This is a genomic window from Armatimonadota bacterium, assembly GCA_031459855.1.
Lineage (GTDB): Bacteria > Sysuimicrobiota > Sysuimicrobiia > Sysuimicrobiales > Humicultoraceae > Fervidifonticultor > Fervidifonticultor primus.
Window position 1 is genome coordinate 1236134 of record JAVKHP010000001.1, and the last position, 19637, is coordinate 1255770.

Sequence of the window (19637 nt, forward strand, 5' to 3'; positions counted from 1 at the left end):
ATATACGCGCCGGAGGGGATCGGATGGGCTGGCTGTGGCGACCCCGGTGGCAGGGCGTCGACCGCCGCGCGTTGCCGCGCATCCCGCTGGCCGTGCCGGTGCGCTACAGCACCGACCGGGGCCACGCCGGCATCGGCGTGCTGATCGACGTGACCGAGCGGGGCGCCGGGCTGCTGGTCCACACCATCACGCCTGAGACGGGCACGATCTGGATCCGGTTCCTGTGGTTCGACGACCGCGTCGGGGCGCAGGGGCGCGTCGCCTTCGTCCGCCCCACGCCCGAAGGACAGCACGTCGGCATGCAGTTCCAGCCCCTGCCCGCCGGGTCGCGGCGGTTCATCACCGAGCTCTTGATTCCCTACGGCTTGCGCAAGTTCCGGCACGACCGGCGCCACCCGTTCTCGCTGCTCCAGGCGCTGGCGGCGTCCGCACCGTCGGGGCGGGTGTCGTGGCGCCGTCGTCGCTACCTCCCCGTGCTCGTGGAACAGGGCGACTACCGGGCGTGGGCCGTGACGGAAGACCGGACCGACGACGGTACCCTGCTGCTGGTCCCCTCCCCACCGCAGCCGGACGCGGCGGTGCGCCTCACGACGTGGGGGACGTTCGTGACGCGCTACGGGATCGTCGAGCGTGCAGACGTCCTCGTGCTGCCCCCAGTCACGTTGCACCGGTTGGTGGTCCGCTTCGTCGACGAGCTGACGCCGCCGCGGGTCGACGCACCTCCAGCCCTCGCGCCCGGCGTGCGCGAGCCGGGTCGCTGAGACGTGCAGCTGCCGCCGCGGACGCGCTGACGATCCCCTGATGGGCCGGCCGGACGGCGCGCACGGCGTGGTGCCGCCGCCGTGTCGCGCCGCGAGGTAGAATCGTGGAGGAGCAGGACGAGGCGGACGGCCATCTGCCCCCGTGGCCGGCCGCACGACCGACGCGAGGAGGACCCATGCTCATCAGCGAGCGCATGAACGTCGCCCTCAACGAGCAGATCGGCCGCGAGTTCGGAGCGTCGCTGCAGTACGTGAACATCGCCGCCCACTTCGCCGAGCAGAACCTGCCGGTGCTGGCGGCGCACTTCTACCGTCAGGCCGAAGAGGAGCGGGAGCACGCGCTGCGGATCGTCCGGTACGTCACCGATGCAGGCGGACACGTGGCGATCCCCGCGGTCCCCGGGCCCAAGACGCAGTTCGCGACGGCCGAGGAGGCCGTGAAACTCTCCCTGGAGTGGGAGCAGGAGGTCACCCGGCAGATCCACCGCCTGATGGACCTGGCGGTCAAGGAGACCGACTACACCACGCAGCAGATGCTCCAGTGGTTCGTGGAGGAGCAGCTGGAGGAAGTGGCCAGCATGGAGGAGCTGCTGAGCGTGGTGCGGCGTGCCGGCGAGGGCGGGTTGCTGCTGGTGGAGGAGTTCCTGGCGCGCAAGGGCCGCGCGGGCGACGGCGCGTAGCGCAGGGACGGGAAGCAGCCGCCGCCAGCCGCGCGGTACCCGGATCGCGCACCGTGCCCGACAGGACGGCTGTCCGCCATGGCGGGCCTTCGGTGCAGGTCCGTCGGCTCGCGTCGGACGGTTGCAGCGTGCGGCTCGGGAGGCCGGGGGGTAGGCCGTGCACCTGACCATCGTCGGCGCGGGCGCCATCGGCGGCATCACCGGTGCGCACCTGGCGCGCGCCGGACACTCGGTGCTCCTGGTCGACCGCAACCGCGCCCACGTCGAGGCGATTCGCGCCCGCGGCCTTGAGATCGTGGGCGCGGCGCGCTTCACCGTCCGCGTGCCCGCCTGCCTGCCCGAGGAGGTGCGCGGCCCCCTGGGCGCAGTACTCCTGGCCGTCAAGACGCTGCACACGCGAGAGGCGCTGGCGCCGCTGGTCCCGCTCCTGGCGCCCGACGGCTACGTCGTGTCGATGCAGAACGGCCTCGAGGAAGAGACCATCGCAGCACTGGTGGGACGCGAGCGCACCGTCGGCGCCTTCCTGACCTTCGGCGGGTACTACGAGGGGCCGGGCCGCCTGGTCTACAGTGGTCCGGCGTCACTGCGCGTGGGCGAGCTCGACGGTCGGATCACCCCGCGGGTACAGACGCTGGCACGGGTGCTCTCCGCCTTCCATCCCTGCGAGCCCACCGCCAACATCACCGGGTACCTCTGGGGCAAGCTGATCCTGGGGACGATCTACTTCGCCACGGCGGTGGTGGACGCCGACGTCGTCGACATCCTGGCACAGCCTGCGGCGCGGGCGGTGCTGGCTGCCCTGGCCACCGAGGCGCTGGCGGTCGCCGAGGCGCTGGGCGTCCGCGTCGAGGCCGTGGACGGGTTCGACCCGCGCGCGGTCCGGCTCGACGCCCGCGGGGCGCCCGTGGACCCTGCGGCCGCGCAGGCGGCCTGGGCGGCACAACGTGTCTACTGGGAGCGCGGCCTGGCCCGACGCACCGGGGTGTGGCGCGACCTGGCGATTCACCGGCGGCCCACCGAGGCCGGGCCGATCTTGGGGGCGCTGCTCGCCGCGGCCGACCGCGCGGGGTGCGCCGTGCCGCGCGTGCGCGCCCTGGTGCGGGTGATCGCCGACCTCGAAGCCGGGCGGGGCACGCTGGGTTGGGCCAACCTGGACGTGGTCGCCGCCGCCCGGTGATCGCCCCGACAGCACCGCGCCCGACGCGCACGGTGTCGGGCGGGGCGGGGTCGCGGCCTCGGCGATCCTGCCGCTAGCGGGACGCCATCAGCCCACGGGCGGGCGCCATGTGCGTGCGGCCGCAGTGGGCCCCGCCCGTGACGTAGAAGATCTCACCGTGCACGTAGCTGGCGCGGGAGGACGCCAGGAAGAGCACGGCCTCTGCGACCTCCTGCGCGGCCCCGGTGCGGCCTAGCGGGATGGCGGCCAGCATGTCGCGGACGTACGGGTGGGGCGCGGGGACGTCCCGGGTCACCACCTCGTCCAGGACGAGCCCCGGCGCCACGGCGTTCACGCGAATGCCGTACGGGCCCAGCTCGATGGCGAGGACCTGGACGAGCATGTTCACTGCTGCCTTCGACCCGCAGTAGTGCGCACCGCCGGCCCGCGCCGAGGTGGCGGCGCCCGAGGAGACGGCCACCAGGGTGCCGCCCGTCCCGCGGGCGATCATGCGCCGCGCCACGGCGCGGCAGCAGAGCATCGTGCCCTTGACGTTCACGTCGAAGGTCCGGTCCCACTCCTCCGGCGCGACCTCCAGCACGGGCGTCGTGGGCACGTAGCCGTGGAACGTAACCAGCACGTCGACCGGGCCCAGGGCCCGCGCACCTTCCTCGACCGCGTGCTCGACCGCCGCGGGGTCGCGCACGTCGGCGGAAATGGCCGCGACCGGCGCGCCCGCGGCGCGCACCGCCGCCGCCGCGGCCTCGAGCCGCGCCGCATCGAGGTCCACCAGCAGCAACCGGGCACCCTCCCGGGCGAAGGCGAGCGCACACGGCCGGCCCAGCCGGCCCGCGGCGCCGGTGATCATCACCACACGGTCTGCGAACTCCATGACGGTCCTCCTGGGGCAGGGGCTGTCGGTCGGGGCCGGGTGTTCGGGGACGCTCAGCGGGGGAACAGGCGCCGTACGTCCGCGCCGCGGCCTGCCAGGACCACGACGCCGACCAGCGCCGCGGCGAAGACGATCAGGAGCGCCGACAGCGCGGCGACGGTGGGATCCTGCCATTTCTCCATGTACAGGAACATCTCGATGGGCAACGTGTTGTTCTCGCCGCGGGTGAGGAAGATCGAGCTCTCGACCTGATCGAAGGAGACGATGAAGGCGAACACGCCGGCCGTGAGTACGCCGGCGCGGATCTGGGGCAGCACGATGCGCCACAGCACCGTGGGCGTCGACGCCCCCAGGTCCTGCGCCGCTTCTTCCAGGGCGACGTCGAGCCCGACGAGGTTGGCAGCGACGATGGTGATCACGAACGGGAGCACGACGATGGTGTGGGCCAGGACGAGGGGCACGATCCCACCCTGGAGCCCGAGCCGTGCGAAGAAGATGAACCAGCCCACGCCCAGCACGATCTTCGGCATCACGATGGGCGACAGCAGGAACCCCCGCAGCAGCTCCTTGCCGCGGAACCGGCCGCGGACCAGGGCCAGCGCCCCCAGCACCCCGATGCCCAGGGCGAGGCCGGTGGCGAGCAGGGCGATGACCACGCTGCGCGCGAACGCCGCGCGGAACGCGGGCAGGCTCAGCAGGTGGCCGTACCAGCGCAGCGACAGCCCCGGGGGCGGAAACACCCCGTAGGGGACGCTGCTGAACGAGTAGACCACCACGATGGCCAGCGGCAGCAGCACGAAGCCCACGCCCAGCAACAGCGTCGTCCGCAGCAGGGCGTCGCGCACCGCGCCGGCCCGGGCCTCCTGGGCAGCGACCGAGGCGTACGCCCGCACCGCCGGCGCGCTCATACCGAGGGCAGGCGCCGCAGCACGGCGTTGAGGGCCCACACGGCGGCCATGGAGAGCGCCAGCAGCACCAGCCCCGAGACGGCGCCCGCGGGCCAGTTGATCTCGACCGTGTTGTTGTAGACCATCAGGGGCAACACCTGGACCCGGCCCCCGCCCAGCAGCCGCGGCGTCACGAAGGCGCTGAGGGCCAGCGTGAAGCAGATCAGCGCCCCCGCCACGACCCCCGGCATCGTCAAGGGCAAGGTCACGTGGCGGAACGCGTCCCACCAGCTGGCGCCCAGATCGGTGGCGGCGTCCTTCAGGTCGCGGTCCACCCGTCCCATCACGCTGTAGATGGGGAAGATGGCGAACGGCAGCATGATGTGCGTCAGACTGATGACCACTCCCCGCGTGTTGAACAGCAGGCTGAGGGGTTCGTCGATCACCCCCAGGGCGCGCAGTGCTGTGTTCACCAGCCCCTGGCTCGCCAGCAGGATGAGCCACCCGTAGGTGCGCACGACCACGCTGACCAGCAGGGGGGAGAACAGCAGCAACGCCAGGAGGGCCCGGGGCCCGGCGGCCCGCACGCGGGTCTGCAGGGCGTAGGCCACGGGATAGCCGATGGCCAGCGCCAGCCCCGTGACCACCAGCGACAGCCGCACCGACTCCGCGATCACCTTGTACGAGAACGGGTCCGTGAAGTAGTCGAGGTACGTCCGCAGCGTCCAGACCGGGAGGATGCGGCCGTCCTTGAACAGGTGGAACGAGTTGACGAAGTACACGCCCAGCGGGATCACGTACAGCACGGCCATGGCCACGAGCGCCGGTGCCAGCAGACCCATCACGGCAACGCCGCCCAGTCTCATCGGTCCCTGACGACCACCGCCTGGTGGGGGTCCCACGCGACGGCCACGGTGTCGCCCCGCTGCCACAGTGGCGTCCCGCTGCGGTAGGGGACCGCGGCGTGCAGACGCAGCGGGCCGGCGGCCAGCCGGTACCTGACCACCAAGCCCGAGAACGCCCGGTCCTCCACCAGGGCGGCCAGGCCGCTGCCCGGCGGGGCCAGCTGCAACCGTTCGGGCCGCACGCACACCGCCACCGTCTCGCCCCGTTGCTCCCCGCCCTGGCCGCGGGCGCGTACGACGCCGGCGGGCGTCCGCACCGTCGCCAGCTCGTCGGCGACTTCCTCCACCACGCCGTCGATGAGATTGGCGTCGCCGATGAAGTTGGCCACGAAGCGGGTGGCCGGCCGCTCGTAGATCTCCATCGGCGTCCCCACCTGGAGCAGCCGGCCACCGTCCATCACCCCGATCCGATCGCTCATGGCGAGCGCCTCGCCCTGGTCGTGGGTGACGTAGAGGAACGTCGTGCCCAGCTCGCGCTGCAGGCGCTTGAGCTCCTCCTGCATCTGCAACCGCAGCTTGAGGTCCAGGGCGCTCAGCGGCTCGTCCAGCAGCAACACCCGCGGACGGTTGACCAGCGCCCGGGCCAGGGCCACACGCTGCTGCTGGCCGCCGGAGAGTTCGCCGATGCGGCGGCCCTCGAGCCCCACCAGCCGTACCAGCTCCAGCGCCTCGCCCACGCGGCGGCGCACCTCGGCCTCGCCCAGGCGCTTCATGCGCAGGCCGAAGGCGATGTTGTCGAAGACGCTGTAGTGGGGGAAGAGCGCCAGACGCTGGAAGACCATGTTGGTCTCGCGGCGGTTGGGCGGGATCCGCCCCATGGGCCGACCGTCGATGACCACGTCGCCTTCGTCGGCGTGCTCGAAGCCACCGATGATGCGCAGGGTGGTGGTCTTGCCGCAGCCCGAGGGGCCCAGCAGCGAGAAGAACTCCCCGCCGTGGACCGTCAGGGACACCGCCGACACCGCGACCACGGTCCCGAACCGCTTGGTGACGGCCCGCACGTCCACCTCGGCGCCACCGGCGGAGACGCTGGGGGCCTGGGGCGGTGCGCCGGGCATGCTGTGGAGCGAACGAGCCACGGGGTGCCTTACAGGCGCGACTTGACCTCCTTCTCCCAGCGCTGACGCCACTCGCTGGCCTTCTGGCCCATCGTGGCCCAGTCGAGCCAGATGGCCGTGTCCAGCAGCTTGGGGTTGAGGATGGCGCGCACCGCCTCCGACAGCTCGGCGTCGGTGCGGGCGGGGATGCCGAAGGTCAGGCGCGCGTACCGGGCGTTGTTCTCCGCCGTGAGCAGCTCGTTGATGATCTCCTCGGCGACGCGGATCTGCTCGGGCGTGCTGCCCTTGACGATCTGCAGGTAGATGGGGAAGGCCACGACGCCCTCCTTGGGCACCGCGAACCCCAGGGGAGCGCCACCGAGCTCCCAGAACTTCCAGATGCTGGTGAACCACGGCGCGATGTGTGCCTCGCCCGTCACCAGCAGCTGCAGCAGCTGATCGTTGCTGTTGGCCAGGGCCCGAATGTTCTTGGCGTTCTCCGCCCAGACGCGGAAGCCGGGGTCGATGTTCTTCTCGTCACCGCCGTTGAACCGGGCCGCCAGCACCAGCGGGATGAAGTTGTTGTCGAAGAAGGTCACCTTGCCACGCCACTTGGGGCTCCACAGCTCCGTCCACGAAGTGGGCGGTTCCTTCACCAGGTTTCGGTTGTACATGTAGCCCACGCCGCTGATCCCGTACCCGATGCCCCGATCGCCCGGACGCCGCAGGGTCCGGTGGACCCTGGTCATGTTGGGGATGCGGGCGGGCGACAGCGGGATCCACATGTCGTCGGCGTCGCCGCGGTTGCTGATGTCGATGTTGAAGTACCCGAAGTTGATCAGCGGGCGCGTGGGATCGGCCTGCTTGGCCGCGATCATGCGCGGGTAGGTCACGGCGTTGTTGGACTCCCAGAACTCGATCTCCACGTCGGGGTGCGCCCGCACGTACCGGGCCACCACCTCGCGGGGCACGACGCCCTGGTTGGCCCCGGCCCAGATGAACATGGTCAGCTTGACCCTGGGGGCGGCCGCTGCCGGCGGCAGCACCAGCGCGCCCAGCACCAGTGCCACGATCGCCCAGCTTCCCGGGCGGACCCATCGCCTCCTCATGCTCCTCGCCCTCCTTTCCCGGGTGGCACAGTGGCCGAATGAGCTCCAGACGGCCGGGTGTGTTGGCGATTCGCGCTGCAACCTCCTGCTGCGCCGGCACCCGGCGTCGTTGGAGACCGTGTGGTGCACGGTGGCAGTTGGCGGCCCTTCTGACAATTTACCGACGCTCACCTCGCACCGCGTGGCGCAACCGCGCGCCGGGGCGCGGAGGTGGGCGACGGTCACGCGCGGCCGTGCGTCGTGGCGGCGTCATACAGCTGGTCGGTCTTCGCGGCCATGATGAAGTCGTTGCGGTGCAGGCCCCGGATCTTGTGGGTCCACCAGGTCACCGTCACGCGCCCCCACTCCGTCAGGATGGCCGGGTGATGGCCTTCCTCCTCGGCCAGGGCGCCGACCGCGTTGGTGAACGCCAGCGCCTGCGCGAAGGTCTTGAACCGGAAGACGCGTTCCAGCCGCTTGATGCCGTCGCGCTCGACCACCTGCCAGTCGGGCACGTGCGGCTGCCACGCGGCGATCTGGGCGTCGGTGAGCGGGGGCTCGTCGCCGCGGCACGCGGTGCACTTGAGGTGTGCCAGCTCGGTCATGGTCTCTCCTCCCGTTGGCCTGTGCACATCCAGCCTCGGCCCGGCAGCACGCAGTGACACGCCGGGACAGATTCCCGGCCAGGGCGAACCGCACCGGCCCTTGTGTCGATGATAGCCCACGGGCAGTTGGCGCGCACATGTGATGCGGCCGATCTAGCGTTCTGCCTGTGGGACCGCGGGCCCGCGAACCCCAGCCGCGCGAAGGTTGCCGTGGGAATCGCCCTGCCCGCGAGAGCACAGACCCGCGGCGGCGCAGGACAACTGCGCCAGCGGCCAGGTGCGGAGGATCGCACTGTCGTGGGCCGGCCGTCCACACTCGTGATGCACAGCGGCCCGCGGATAGTGCCGAGAGGAACCGTACCGTCTTGGGCCGGCTACACGTGCGGACCATCCGCACCACCGGGCAGGACGGCGCCCGCACGTGCCCGAAACCTGCAGGAGCGCACCAGGAGGCCCGCGTGACCCGATCGGAACGGTTCGTGACCCTGGGCATCATGCTGGGGATCTTCATGGCGTCCATGGAGAGCACCGTGGTCGCCACCGCGATGCCCACCATCGTCAGCCAGATCGGCGGCCTGGCGTCCTACAGCTGGGTCTTCTCGGCCTACATGCTGGCGGCCACGGCCACCGTGCCGCTGTTTGGGAAGCTCTCGGACCTCTACGGCCGGCGCAGGGTCTTCGCGGTGGCCATGGGGGTGTTCCTCACCGCGTCGCTGCTGTGCGGCCTGGCCCAGAGCATGCCCCAGCTCATCGCGTTCCGCGCCCTGCAGGGGTTGGGGGCGGGTGGGCTGCTGCCGCTGGCGTTCATCATGATCGGCGACATGTTCACCGTCGAGCGGCGCGCGCGCATGCAGGGGCTGTTCTCGAGCATGTGGGGGCTCTCGTCCATCGTCGGTCCGTTGCTGGGTGGGTTCCTGGTGGACCGGGTCTCCTGGCCCTGGGTCTTCTACATCAACGTCGCGCCGGGGGTGCTGGCCGCGGTCCTCATCTGGCGGTTCTTCGAGGCCGACCTGGCCCCGGGGCCCGCGCGCCCGACGGTCGACTACGCCGGCGCGGTGCTGTTGACGGCGGGAGTGGTGGCGCTGCTGCTGGGGCTGTTCGAGCTGGAGGGCGGGCGCGCCGCGCCACGGCTCGCGCTGGCCGCGGGGTTGTTCGCCGCCCTCGCGTGGGTGGAACGGCGCGCGGTCGACCCGGTGCTCCCCCTGCAGCTGTTCCGGCTGCGGCTGTTCGCCGTCGCCTGCGCCCAGGGGTTGTGGGCGGGTTGGTCGATGTTCGGCAGCCTGGCGTTCGTCCCCCTGTTCGTGCAGGCTGTCCTGCGCACCAGCGCCACCGCCGCGGGCTCGACGCTGACCCCAATGATGCTGGGCTGGGTGGGCGCCAGCATCCTGAGCACGCGGTTCCTGCTGCTGCGCCTGGGCTACCGGGTGCTGGCCCTGACGGGGATGGTCTCGCTGTCGACCGGTACGCTCTTGATGACCCGCGTGGGCCCCGAGGCCACCCGCGGCTACGTCATGCTGGCGGTGACCTTGATGGGGATCGGGATGGGGCTGTCGGTGCCGTCCTTCATGATCGCGGTGCAGTCGGCGGTCTCGCGCCGGGTGCTGGGCGCCGCGACGTCCACGCTGCAGTTCTCCCGCAGCATCGGCGGGGCGTTGGGGGTCAGCGTGATGGGCGCGGTGCTGGCGGCGCGACTGGCGGGTGCGCTGCGCGCCGACGGGATCGACCCCGGGACCGTATCGGTGCACCGTCTGCTCGATCCGCTGGCGCGGGCCGCGGCGGCCCCCGACGGGGCGCTGCGCGCCGCGCTGGCCGGCGCCATCCAGGGCATCTTCGTCGTGGCCTTCCTCGCGGCGCTGGCAGCGCTGGTCGTGACGCTGCTCGCCCCCGGCGGCCGTCTGGTCCTGGGGTCGCGGCCCGAGGACGCCGAACCGGCCCAGCCCGAGCGTGCCGGCGCCGTGCGCCCGGCCGGAGCCAAGTCGTGACGCCGCGCTGTGACGTCGCCGTCGTCGGCGGCGGGATCGTCGGCCTGGCGACGGCGCTGGCGCTGGTCGAGCGGGCGCCCGACCTCCGGGTGACCGTGCTGGAGAAGGAAGCCGACGTCGGCCAGCACCAGACCGGGCACAACAGCGGGGTGATCCACTCGGGCCTCTACTACCGGCCCGGATCGGCCAAGGCGCGGTGGTGCGTGGAGGGCGGCCGCCTGCTGCGGGCCTTCTGCGCGGACGCCGGGATCCCCGTGCACGAGTGCGGCAAGGTCGTGGTGGCGACCGACGCGGCAGAAGCGGCCCGTCTGGACGAGCTGTACGCCCGCGGGGTGGCCAACGGGGTCGCGCGGCTCGAGCTGCTCTCCGCCGGGCGCCTGCGCGAGGTCGAGCCGTACGCCGCGGGCGTGCGCGCGCTGTGGTCGCCCACGACCGCCGTCGTGGACTTCCAGCAGGTGGCCCGTGCCCTGGCCGCCGTGCTGCGGCGGCGTGGGGTCGAGATCGTCACCGCGAGTCCGGTGGTGGGCGTGCGCCGGGCGGACGGCGAGCTCGTGGTGCGGACTCCGCGGACCGACGTGATCGCGCGATGGCTGGTCAACTGCGCGGGGCTGTACAGCGACGTCGTCGCGCGCATGGCCGGCGCGCGGCCCGACGTCCAGATCGTACCGTTTCGCGGCGAGTACTACCTGCTGCGCCCCGAGCGCGCGCACCTGGTGCGCGGTCTGATCTACCCGGTGCCCGACCCCCGGTTCCCCTTCCTCGGTGTGCACCTCACGCGCACGATCCACGGACGGGTGGAAGCCGGTCCCAACGCCGTGCTGGCGCTGGCCCGTGAGGGCTACACACGCTGGCGCGTGCACCCGGCCGAGGTCGCGATGCTGCTGGCGTATCCCGGCGTCTGGCGGATGGCGCGCCGCTACTGGCGCACGGGGCTGCACGAGGTCGTCCGGTCGTTCAGCACGCGGGCCTTCGTGCGCGCGCTGCAGCGGCTGGTGCCGGCCCTGGACGTGGCCGACGTGGTCCGGGCGGGTGCGGGCGTGCGCGCGCAGGCGGTGCGGCCGGACGGGACGCTGGAGGACGACTTTCGCATCGTGGTCGCCGCGGGCGCCATCCACGTGCTGAACGCACCCTCGCCGGCGGCCACCAGCGCGCTGGCCATCGGCCGGCACGTCGCGGCACTGGCGGACGAAGCCTTTGGATTTGCCCGGACGGTGGCGCGCGCCTGAGGGTGCGCCCCCACGGGACGATCACACAGGGCGGGCCGCAGCCCGCCCGGGAGGAGGTCGCATGGCAGCTCGACGCACACCGTCGCTCACCCCTGAGGAGGCGCGCCGCCTCCACGAGACCGCGCTGGTCGTCGACGCGCAGCAACCGCCTGTCATCGGCGGGTTCCTCTTCACCGACGCGATGCGCACGGCGCTGGCCGAGTACCACCGGCGCGGCTTCACCCGCGAGGAGGTCATGCCCATCATGGCGGACATGGCGGTACGCGAACTCCAGACCTCGCCCGCAGCCCGGCGGACCTACCTGGAGTTCTGGCGGACCTCCGGCGTCACGGTGGCGTGCGGGACCTTCTCGGGCTCCCACAAGCTCAGCGACGCGTTCGAGATGGCGGTCAAGCGCATCGCCCAGGCCTACGGCGTGGTCGACGCGCTCGGCGGCGCCCTGCGCGTGTGCCGGACCGCCGCGGACATCGAAGCCGTGCACCGGGACGGGGTCCATGGCCTGGTCCTCGACTTCCAGAACACCACGCCCTTCGGGGACGCCCTGGAGCGCATCGAGCTGTTCGCCAACCTGGGGGTGCGCATGGTGCAGCTCACCTACAACCTCCAGAACCTGGTCGGCGACGGCTGCACCGAAGCCTACGGCGGTGGCCTGACGTACTTCGGCCGCGAGGTGGTCCAGCGCCTCAACGCGCACCGGATCCTGGTGGACGTGAGCCACTGCAGCGAGCAGGTGGCCTGGGATGCGTTGAAGGTCTCCAGTGCCCCCGTCATCGTCTCGCACTCGTCCAGCAAGGCGGTCTGCTACCACGACCGCGGCAAGAGCGACGAGCTGGCACGCGCCATCGCCGACCGCGGCGGGTTCTTCGGCGTGGTGGTGATCCCCGGCTTCCTCTCGGAGCAGCCCGAGCCCACCCTGGACGCGTTCTGCGACCACGTGGAGCACCTGGTGGACGTCATGGGCATCGACCACGTGGGCATCGGCACCGACAAGGCCGGACCCGGGCCGGGCACGGACTCGATGGTAGCGTATCCGCCGGACATGCCCCTGCGCCGCCCCGAGACGTTCAACTGGGCGGGGTTCCGCGACGCCGAGCACCGGCTCACGCCCAACTTCCGCCTGCGGGGATTCGAGAAGTTCAGCGACTGGCCCAACCTGACCGTAGCGCTCGCGCAGCGGGGGTTCACCGAGGACGAGCTGCGCAAGCTGCTGGGCCTGAACTTCCTCCGGGTGTTTCGAGACGTGTGCGGATGAGCGCCCGGCGGCCAGCGACACCGCGCGCCCACTGCCACGGCGTACGGCCCGGGCCCGCCGGGAGGCGGTCACCCGAACAGCCGAGGTTTCCCCAGCAGCGCGCGCAGCGTGGTGATCTTGCCGATGTGGTAGCCGCGGTGGTAGACCGCGAACATCAGCATCTCGCCCACGGTGCTGTAGTTGCGGGCCTCCACACGGGCGGCGGGGTCGGCCGTGCGCGCGATCTCCTCCAGGCGCCCCTGGCCGCGGTTGATGGCGTCGCGCACCTGGGCCAGGGGCGGGTAGGCCGCGGGGCCGCCCGTGCCCGTCGCGAACAGCGCCTCGTAGCCGGCTGGCGGTTCGGTGCGGCCGTCGGCTCGCCGCGCCATGGCGGCATCGGTCAGCGCGATGTGTCCCGCCTGCCACACGATCGGCGAGAGCCCGTGGGGCGTGCGGTGGGCCTCGTCGTCGCTGAGATCCTCCAGGCACCGCAGCAACCGCGCGTGGGTAGCGGCCAGCCCGTAGAGCACCAGGTCCCTGATCTCCATCGCCGTGGAGTTCGGGACCCGTCCGGCGTCTCCCTTGCGGGCGGCGCCGAGGGCGGCCCGTGATCGCCGCACGGTGCCACCGCCGCCGGCGGGCAGCCGCGGCCGGCGCGCCCGGACGGCGGTAGCGCCCTGCATGGTCGCCGCACGGCGCAGGAGGCGACACCGGGCCGGGCGAACGCCAGGACGGTCATGACGGCGCGCTACTCCTACTTGCTGCACCTGGAGTGCACCGCCTGCGGGGCGCGGCTGGACGCCGACCGCCCGCACGGGCTCTGTCCCCACTGCGGCAAGGTCCTGTACGCACGCTACGACCTGGACGCAGCACGCCTCGCGGTGGATCGCGCGGCGCTGGCTGCCCGCCCGCCCGACATGTGGCGCTACCACGAGCTGCTCCCGGTGCGGGATCCCGCTCACGTGGTGACGCTGGGGGAAGGGGCCACGCCGTTGCTGGACGCGCCCCGGCTGGCGCAGCGATTCGGCCTGCGGCGCGTGTGGCTGAAGGACGAGGGCAAGAACCCCACCGGGACGTTCAAGGCGCGGGGCCTGGCGGCGGCCGTGTCCCGCGCCAGGGAACTGGGCGTGCGCGCGGTGGCGATGCCCACGGCGGGCAATGCCGGCTCGGCCCTGGCAGCGTACGCGGCCCGCGCCGGCCTTGCCGCGTACATCGTCATGCCCCGTGACGCCCCGGTGGTCACCCGTGCCGAGGTCGTCGCCTATGGGGCGCACGCGTACGCCATCGACGGCGTCATCACCGACGCGGGTCGCGCCCTGCGCGACCTGGCCCCCGTCCACGGCTGGTTCGATCTCTCGACGCTGCGCGAGCCCTACCGGGTCGAGGGCAAGAAGATCATGGGCTACGAGATCGCCGAAGCCCTGGGCTGGCGCCTGCCCGATGCCATCGTCTACCCTGCGGGCGGCGGCACCGGGCTGGTGGGCATCTGGAAGGCGATCGCGGAGATGCGCGCGCTGGGCTGGGTGGGCCCGCCGCTGCCGCGGATGATCGCGGTCCAGGCCGCCGGCTGCGCGCCGATCGTGCGCGCCTGGGAGGACGGCCACGACCACGCCGTCCCGGTGTCCGCCCCGCACACGATCGCCGCGGGGCTGCGGGTTCCGGCCGCCATTGGCGACTACCTGATGCTGCGGGCCGTGCGCGAGAGCGGCGGCGCGGCCGTGGCCGTCAGCGACGGCGAGATCCTGGCGGCGATGCGCGATCTGGCCGCCAGCGAGGGCGTGCTGGCGGCGCCCGAGGCCGCCGCGACCGTCGCCGCGCTGGTGCCCCTGCGGGCCCGCGGGCTGCTGAGGCCCGCTGACGAGGTCGTGCTGCTGCTCACCGGGTCGGGGCTGAAGTACACGGACCTGTTGGACCACACGTTGCCCGGGCTGGAGGCGCTGGCGCAGACCCCGCCGGCACAGCACGGCGACGACGCCCCCGGGCTGGTCCAGCCCCGGGTCGAGTGATGGTCGAGGCCGCCTACCGCTACGCCCTGGACAACCAGGCGTTCTTCTGGAGCGCAGTGAGCCTGCACGTGCGCCTCTCGGTGCTCGCCCTGGCCCTGGCCAGCGCCGTGTCGATCCCCCTGGGCGTGCATGCCGCCCGGCGCCGTCGGCTGGGCGCGTACGTGCTGGCGGCCGTGGGCGGGGTGCGGGTGATTCCGAGCTTGGCGATCCTGTTCCTCGCCGTCCCGTACCTGGGGCTGGGGTTCCTCCCCGCGCTGGTGGCGTTGACGGTCCTGGCGTGCCCGCCCATCCTCATCAACACCGAGGCCGCGTTCCGGGGCGTCGACCCTGCCGCGGTCGAGGCAGCCCGCGGCATGGGGATGGACGCGGGACAGATCCTCTGGCGGATCGAGGTGCCGCTCGCGTTGCCGGTGGTGGTGGCCGGGGTGCGCACAGCAGCCGTCGACGTGTTCGCCAGTGCCACGCTCGCGGCGTTCATCGGCGGAGGTGGGTTGGGTGACTTCATCGCCCGCGGGTTCGCGCTGTTCGACCCCGCGGTGATGCTCGTCGGCGCCGTCCCGGTCGCCGTGCTGACCCTGGGCGTCGAGGCCGTCCTGGCGGGGACGCAGCGCGTGCTGGAGCGCCTTGCCCGCGTTGGGTGACCGACCGCCCGCTGCCCCGGGACGCCCCGGGGCGACCATAACCTGGAGGTGAGCGATCGTGCGTACCGTCCGCGCTGTGGGGTTCCTGCTCGTTGTCGCGGTGCTGGCGGCTGCCTGCGGGCCGCGGGCGGCGCCGCGGCCCACCCTCAAGGTGGGCTCCAAGGACTTCACCGAGGAGTTCATCCTCGCCGAGATGTACGCGCTCCTACTGGAAGACGCGGGGTTTGCGGTGGAACGCAGGTTCAACCTGGGCGGTACGCCCGTGGCCCACGAGGCGCTGGTCAAGGGCGAGATCGACCTCTACCCTGAGTACACCAGCACGGGCCTGCTGACGGTCCTCAAGCAGCCGGCGCTGCAGGATCCGAAGGCCGTCCTGGAGGCCGTCCGTACGGGCTACCGCGAGCGGTTCGGCCTCGAGTGGCTGGAGCCCGCGGCGTTCAACAACACCCAGGCCCTGGCCACCACCAGGGCCGTGGCCGAGAAGTACGGCATCAGGACGTTCTCGGACCTGGCTCGTAAGGCGCCGGAGCTGCGTCTGGGCGGACCCGCGGAGTTCGCCGAGCGGGAGGACGGCATCAAGGGGCTCCAGCGCGCCTATGGGGGTTTCCAGTTCAAGGAGTTCCGACAGCTGGGGACGGGGAGCCTCCGCTACGAAGCGCTGCGCGCCGGCCAGGTGGACGTGGTGGTGGCGTTCAGCACCGATGGCCAGATCAGCGGCCTGGGGCTGGTGCTCCTCGTGGACGACAAGCGTTTCTACCCCGCCTATCAGGCCGCGCCGGTGGTGCGCGCGCAGGTGCTGCAGCAGCATCCGAAGATTGCCGAGGTCCTCAACAGGCTGACCGGGTTGCTGACCGACGATGTCATGGCAGGTCTCAACTGGCAGGTGGACGGCCCGGACAAGCGCGAGTTCGCCGCGGTGGCCAGGACGTTCCTGGAGGAGAAAGGCTTGATCAAGCGCCGGTGAGCCCAGCAGTTCGATGCGCTACCTCGTAGAGCACCCCGGGGTCGTCCTGCGGCTGCTGGGGCAGCACCTCTGGCTGACGGCTGTGGCGCTGCTGTGCGCGGTGTGCGTGGCCGTCCCCCTGGGCCTCCTGGCGGCCCGCTCCGCCCGCGTGCGGGGCCCGCTGCTCGGGGCGCTCGGCGTGGTGTACTCCATCCCCAGCCTGGCGCTGTTCGTGCTGCTGATCCCGGTGCTGGGGCTGGGGATGCTGCCCGCCGTGACGGCGCTCGCAGCCTACGCCCAGGTCATCCTCGTGCGCAACATCGCCGTAGGGTTGCTGGGCGTCGATCCCGCCGCGGTCGACGTGGCCCGCGGCATGGGCATGACCCCGTGGCAGCGCTTCTGGTGGGTAGAGCTCCCCCTGGCGTTGCCGGTGGTCCTGGCTGGCGTGCGGGTGGCGGTCCTGGCGATCATCGGGATCGGCACCGTCGCCGCGTTCATCAACGCCGGCGGCCTGGGGGTGCTGCTCTTCACCGGCGTGGCCCAGAGCCATCCCGACAAGATCGTCGCCGGCGCCGTGACGGTCTCGGCGCTGGCGTTAGGGTGCGGGGGCCTCCTGCGGTGGGTGGAGGAGCGGGTGGTGCGGGTGGTGCAGGATGGCGGCCAGCGGCCAGGCACTGACGCAACGTCGTGATGAGGTCGAGTGGTATCGGGAGGTGAGCTGTGCAGGCGGCCCGACGACTCCACCGCTACCCCGTGACGATCGACCTGCATGGTGGTGAGATCGCGCTGTACGTCCACGAGGTCATCGGATCTCGGGACGGCCCTACCCTGGGCGTCCTCTCCACACTGCACGGAAACGAGTGGCTGTCGGTAGAGATTGCCCGACGGCTGCTGACGCGCGTGGTTCCGCAGGCACTCGCTGGCAGGTTGTTGGTGGTGCCCGTCGGAAACCCGGTGGCCTTCGCGCACCTCACCCGCAGCACGCCCGACGAATCGGACTCGCCGGACCTGAACCGGATCTTCCCCGGGCAGCACACCTGGATCGGGGACCTGCTGGCGCAAGCCATCACCCGCCACGTGCTCACGCACGTCCAGTACCTCATCGACCTGCACCTCGGGCTGTGGGGGTCCAGCTTCTACTGCGTGGCCTGGCCCAAGGACCTCCCGGACGCCGAGCAGGTCCAGCGGGCGGGCACGATGGCCCAGGCCTATGGCTGCCCCCTCGTCCAGCACCTTGCGCTGCTGACGCGGTTCCCCGGGCCCCGTTCGGCGGCGGGCTACGCCGCGCAACACCTGGGCGTGGTGCCGATCTTGGTGGAGATCGGTGGCGCCGGGTTCGCGCCGGAGCTGGAAGAGCGCTGGATCGAAGAGAACGTGGCGGGCATCATGAGCGTCCTCCGCGCGCTCGGGATGCTGGAGGGCGAGCCACGGTTCCTCGACCGGTATTTGCACTACACCCGGCACGTACGCGTGAACCCCTCCGTTGCGGGCTATCTCCTACCGACGGTGGGCCCCGATGCGCTGGGACGCGAGGTCATCGCGGGCGACGAGGCTGGACGCGTCGTGAGCCCGTACACGTTCGAAGACCTCGAGGTGCTCCGCGCACCGGTGCGTGGCGCATGGGTGCTGGTGTCCCGCCCCTACCCGGTGCGCCCGGGGTACTGGGCGTTTGGCGTCGCCGACCTGGAGGAGCCGGGCACCGGTTGGGGGCCGCCCAGGGCCATCTGAGACCGTGCGGTTCCTTGCGCGACGGTTGACGCAGCTCGTGATCGTGCTCCTCGGCGTGTCTGCCGTGGTGTTCGGCATCGTGCGGCTCACCGGCGACCCGGTGGTGGTCCTGCTGGGCGAGAGTGCCACGCCCGACGCCGTGGCAGCACTGCGCGCCGAACTGGGGCTCGACCGGCCCATCCACGTGCAGTACCTGCGCTTCTTGCGTGGCGCGCTGCGCGGGGACTTCGGGGAATCGCTGCGGTATCGACAGTCTGCTTTCAGTCTCTTCGTGGAGCGGCTGCCCGCGACCCTGGAGCTGGCCACGGCGGCGTTTGGTCTGGCCCTGGCCGTGGGACTGCCTGTCGGCGTCGGCGCGGCGCTGCGGCCGCGTTCGGCCCTCGACGGGCTCGTGCGCCTTCTGGCGTTGATCGGGCAGGCCGTGCCAGGGTTCTACCTGGGGCTGGTGGCGATCATCGTCTTCGGCGCGCACCTCAAGTGGCTGCCCACGGGTGGGCGCGGCACGCCCGCGCAACTCCTGCTGCCGGCGGCAACGCTGGCAGCCTACCAGGTGGCGGTGGTGGCGCGCTTTGCCCGCGGCGCGATGCTGGAGGTCCTGGGAGAAGACTACATCCGGACCGCTCGGGCCAAGGGATTGGCGCGCATGCGCGTTGTGGTGGTGCATGCGCTGCGCAACGCCCTGATCCCCATCGTCACGGTGGTGGGCCTGCAGTTCGGTACGCTCCTGTCGGGTGCGGTGGTCACCGAGACGGTGTTCAGCTGGCCCGGGGTCGGGCGGTTGGCCGTGCAGGCGATCTACGCACGCGACTTCCCCGTGGTGCAGGTGACGGTCCTGATGACCGCGGCGCTGTTCGTTGTGGTCAATCTGCTGACCGATGTGGCCTACGTGTTGATCGACCCCCGCGTGCGTACCGCGGACTGACCATGGCACTGCAGACGTCCCGGCGGATCGTGTACCGGTCGCCTCGGGTCCGGGCGGCGGCCGTCTTCTTCCGTGACCGGATGGCGGTTGCGGGAGTTGTCCTGCTCGCTGTCATCGTGGTGGCAGCCGTGTGGCCCGTGGCCTGGCTCCCGCATCCGCCGGCGTGGTCGGACCTGGACGCACGGCTGGTGCCGCCCGCGTTCCTGCCGGGCGGATCGGTGCGCCATCCGCTGGGCACGGACACCCTCGGCCGCGACCTGCTCAGCCGCATGATGTACGGTGGGCGGTTCTCGCTGTTCGTGGCAGGCGCTGCGGTGGCGCTCGGCGGCGCTGTGGGGACCGCCGCGGGCCTGCTGGCGGGCTATCGCGGCGGTCTGCTGGACGTGGTCGTCATGCGGCTGGTGGACGTGCAACTGGCGTTTCCGCTGGTCCTGCTGGTGATCGCCGTCATCGCCGTGGTGGGGCCGAGTCTGCCGGTGCTGGTGATCACGCTGGGGCTGCCCGCCTGGGCGCACTACGCGCGCATCGTTCGGGGTGCGACCCTGACCGTCGTCGCTCGCCAGTACGTCGAAGCGGCCAGGGCGGTGGGCTGTCCAGAACCGCGCGTCCTGGGACGGCACGTCCTGCCGAATCTGGCGACCCCGCTGGTGATCCTCACCACCTTCGAGATGGCCAGACTGCTGTTGCTGGAGTCGGCGGTGTCCTTCCTGGGCTTGGGCATTCAGCCGCCCACACCGTCGTGGGGCACGATGATCGCCGACGGACGCAACCACATCTACGAGGGCTGGTGGGTGTCCACCATGCCGGGGCTGGCCATCTGCGTGGCGGTCCTGGCGTTCAACTTCATCGGCGACGGTCTGCGCGACGTGCTCGATCCGCGCGCCCACGGCCGTCGCGCCGTGCTGTAGGTCCGCTGTCACTTGACCTGGACGCCCGCGCGGAGGGAG

General features: G+C 71.9%; 20 protein-coding genes. 13 read left to right on the forward strand and 7 right to left on the reverse strand.

The window, feature by feature from the left end:
- Positions 1-23 precede the first annotated feature (23 nt).
- The 3 genes from QN157_05665 (at position 24) to QN157_05675 (ending at position 2618) form a co-directional block, all read left to right on the forward strand.
- Positions 24-761: a PilZ domain-containing protein gene (locus QN157_05665; protein MDR7555078.1), complete on the forward strand. Its 738-nt coding sequence runs from the start codon at positions 24-26 to the stop codon at positions 759-761.
- Between the two features lie 176 nt (positions 762-937).
- Entirely contained in the window at positions 938-1441 is a 504-nt protein-coding gene (locus QN157_05670; protein ID MDR7555079.1) for a ferritin, read from the forward strand.
- 157 nt (positions 1442-1598) lie between these two features.
- Positions 1599-2618 carry a 2-dehydropantoate 2-reductase gene (locus QN157_05675; protein ID MDR7555080.1) on the forward strand — a complete coding sequence of 340 codons (1020 nt, stop codon included), beginning with the start codon at positions 1599-1601 and terminating at the stop codon, positions 2616-2618.
- Between the two features lie 73 nt (positions 2619-2691).
- On the opposite strand, the gene QN157_05680 is transcribed toward QN157_05675, so the two are convergent.
- The 6 genes from QN157_05680 to QN157_05705 all read right to left on the reverse strand — a co-directional run bounded on the left by QN157_05680 (position 2692) and on the right by QN157_05705 (position 8011).
- Positions 2692-3489: an SDR family oxidoreductase gene (locus QN157_05680; protein ID MDR7555081.1), complete on the reverse strand. Its 798-nt coding sequence runs from the start codon at positions 3487-3489 to the stop codon at positions 2692-2694.
- A 53-nt stretch (positions 3490-3542) separates the two neighbouring features.
- Positions 3543-4397 (reverse strand): ABC transporter permease, encoded by an 855-nt coding sequence (locus QN157_05685; protein ID MDR7555082.1) that lies wholly within the window; start codon positions 4395-4397, stop codon positions 3543-3545.
- The gene (locus QN157_05690) at positions 4394-5242 is read right to left on the reverse strand and encodes an ABC transporter permease (GenBank protein ID MDR7555083.1); all 849 of its coding nucleotides are present in this window, start codon (positions 5240-5242) and stop codon (positions 4394-4396) included. Before QN157_05690 ends, QN157_05685 begins: the two co-directional genes overlap by 4 nt.
- Positions 5239-6360, reverse strand: a complete 1122-nt coding sequence (locus tag QN157_05695) for an ABC transporter ATP-binding protein (protein ID MDR7555084.1) — start codon at positions 6358-6360, stop codon at positions 5239-5241. The genes QN157_05690 and QN157_05695 overlap by 4 nt, the downstream gene beginning before the upstream one ends.
- Before the next feature lie 8 nt (positions 6361-6368).
- Positions 6369-7427 (reverse strand): extracellular solute-binding protein, encoded by a 1059-nt coding sequence (locus tag QN157_05700; GenBank protein MDR7555085.1) that lies wholly within the window; start codon positions 7425-7427, stop codon positions 6369-6371.
- A 221-nt stretch (positions 7428-7648) separates the two neighbouring features.
- Positions 7649-8011 (reverse strand): 4a-hydroxytetrahydrobiopterin dehydratase, encoded by a 363-nt coding sequence (locus QN157_05705; GenBank protein ID MDR7555086.1) that lies wholly within the window; start codon positions 8009-8011, stop codon positions 7649-7651.
- 458 nt (positions 8012-8469) lie between these two features.
- Between QN157_05705 and QN157_05710 the strand changes: the two genes are divergently transcribed.
- The 3 genes from QN157_05710 to QN157_05720 all read left to right on the forward strand — a co-directional run bounded on the left by QN157_05710 (position 8470) and on the right by QN157_05720 (position 12471).
- Complete coding sequence (locus QN157_05710; protein MDR7555087.1) at positions 8470-9993, forward strand: MDR family MFS transporter; 1524 nt, start codon at positions 8470-8472, stop codon at positions 9991-9993.
- The gene (gene lhgO / locus QN157_05715; GenBank protein ID MDR7555088.1) at positions 9990-11219 is read left to right on the forward strand and encodes an L-2-hydroxyglutarate oxidase; all 1230 of its coding nucleotides are present in this window, start codon (positions 9990-9992) and stop codon (positions 11217-11219) included. Before QN157_05710 ends, lhgO begins: the two co-directional genes overlap by 4 nt.
- Before the next feature lie 61 nt (positions 11220-11280).
- Positions 11281-12471 (forward strand): dipeptidase, encoded by a 1191-nt coding sequence (locus QN157_05720; GenBank protein ID MDR7555089.1) that lies wholly within the window; start codon positions 11281-11283, stop codon positions 12469-12471.
- Positions 12472-12539: 68 nt separating this feature from the next.
- Here QN157_05720 and QN157_05725 read toward each other — a convergent pair whose 3' ends face one another.
- Positions 12540-12998 (reverse strand): DinB family protein, encoded by a 459-nt coding sequence (locus tag QN157_05725; GenBank protein MDR7555090.1) that lies wholly within the window; start codon positions 12996-12998, stop codon positions 12540-12542.
- 189 nt (positions 12999-13187) lie between these two features.
- Between QN157_05725 and QN157_05730 the strand changes: the two genes are divergently transcribed.
- The 7 genes from QN157_05730 to QN157_05760 are packed head-to-tail and all read left to right on the forward strand — an operon-like array spanning position 13188 to position 19598.
- Positions 13188-14456, forward strand: coding sequence for a threonine synthase (locus tag QN157_05730; protein ID MDR7555091.1), 1269 nt, complete (start codon positions 13188-13190; stop codon positions 14454-14456).
- The gene (locus QN157_05735; GenBank protein MDR7555092.1) at positions 14456-15097 is read left to right on the forward strand and encodes an ABC transporter permease; all 642 of its coding nucleotides are present in this window, start codon (positions 14456-14458) and stop codon (positions 15095-15097) included. The genes QN157_05730 and QN157_05735 overlap by 1 nt, the downstream gene beginning before the upstream one ends.
- Positions 15098-15155: 58 nt before the next feature.
- Entirely contained in the window at positions 15156-16061 is a 906-nt protein-coding gene (locus tag QN157_05740) for a glycine betaine ABC transporter substrate-binding protein (protein ID MDR7555093.1), read from the forward strand.
- Positions 16062-16074: 13 nt separating this feature from the next.
- Entirely contained in the window at positions 16075-16731 is a 657-nt protein-coding gene (locus tag QN157_05745; GenBank protein MDR7555094.1) for an ABC transporter permease, read from the forward strand.
- A gap of 29 nt (positions 16732-16760) precedes the next feature.
- A complete protein-coding gene (locus QN157_05750) occupies positions 16761-17768 on the forward strand; it encodes a succinylglutamate desuccinylase/aspartoacylase family protein (protein ID MDR7555095.1) in 1008 nt (335 codons plus the stop codon).
- Between the two features lie 4 nt (positions 17769-17772).
- Positions 17773-18690 carry an ABC transporter permease gene (locus QN157_05755; GenBank protein MDR7555096.1) on the forward strand — a complete coding sequence of 306 codons (918 nt, stop codon included), beginning with the start codon at positions 17773-17775 and terminating at the stop codon, positions 18688-18690.
- A 2-nt stretch (positions 18691-18692) separates the two neighbouring features.
- Complete coding sequence (locus QN157_05760; GenBank protein ID MDR7555097.1) at positions 18693-19598, forward strand: ABC transporter permease; 906 nt, start codon at positions 18693-18695, stop codon at positions 19596-19598.
- Positions 19599-19637: the final 39 nt, after the last annotated feature.

Coding starts and splice junctions, on each gene's coding strand:
- QN157_05735 (MDR7555092.1), top strand. CDS start 14,456: ATGGTCGAGGCCGCCTACCGCTACGCCCTGGACAACCAGGCGTTCTTC.
- QN157_05665 (MDR7555078.1), top strand. CDS start 24: ATGGGCTGGCTGTGGCGACCCCGGTGGCAGGGCGTCGACCGCCGCGCG.
- QN157_05725 (MDR7555090.1), bottom strand. CDS start 12,998: ATGGAGATCAGGGACCTGGTGCTCTACGGGCTGGCCGCTACCCACGCG.
- QN157_05705 (MDR7555086.1), bottom strand. CDS start 8,011: ATGACCGAGCTGGCACACCTCAAGTGCACCGCGTGCCGCGGCGACGAG.
- QN157_05700 (MDR7555085.1), bottom strand. CDS start 7,427: ATGAGGAGGCGATGGGTCCGCCCGGGAAGCTGGGCGATCGTGGCACTG.
- QN157_05760 (MDR7555097.1), top strand. CDS start 18,693: ATGGCACTGCAGACGTCCCGGCGGATCGTGTACCGGTCGCCTCGGGTC.
- QN157_05730 (MDR7555091.1), top strand. CDS start 13,188: ATGACGGCGCGCTACTCCTACTTGCTGCACCTGGAGTGCACCGCCTGC.
- QN157_05680 (MDR7555081.1), bottom strand. CDS start 3,489: ATGGAGTTCGCAGACCGTGTGGTGATGATCACCGGCGCCGCGGGCCGG.
- QN157_05685 (MDR7555082.1), bottom strand. CDS start 4,397: ATGAGCGCGCCGGCGGTGCGGGCGTACGCCTCGGTCGCTGCCCAGGAG.
- QN157_05720 (MDR7555089.1), top strand. CDS start 11,281: ATGGCAGCTCGACGCACACCGTCGCTCACCCCTGAGGAGGCGCGCCGC.
- QN157_05745 (MDR7555094.1), top strand. CDS start 16,075: ATGCGCTACCTCGTAGAGCACCCCGGGGTCGTCCTGCGGCTGCTGGGG.
- QN157_05670 (MDR7555079.1), top strand. CDS start 938: ATGCTCATCAGCGAGCGCATGAACGTCGCCCTCAACGAGCAGATCGGC.
- QN157_05690 (MDR7555083.1), bottom strand. CDS start 5,242: ATGAGACTGGGCGGCGTTGCCGTGATGGGTCTGCTGGCACCGGCGCTC.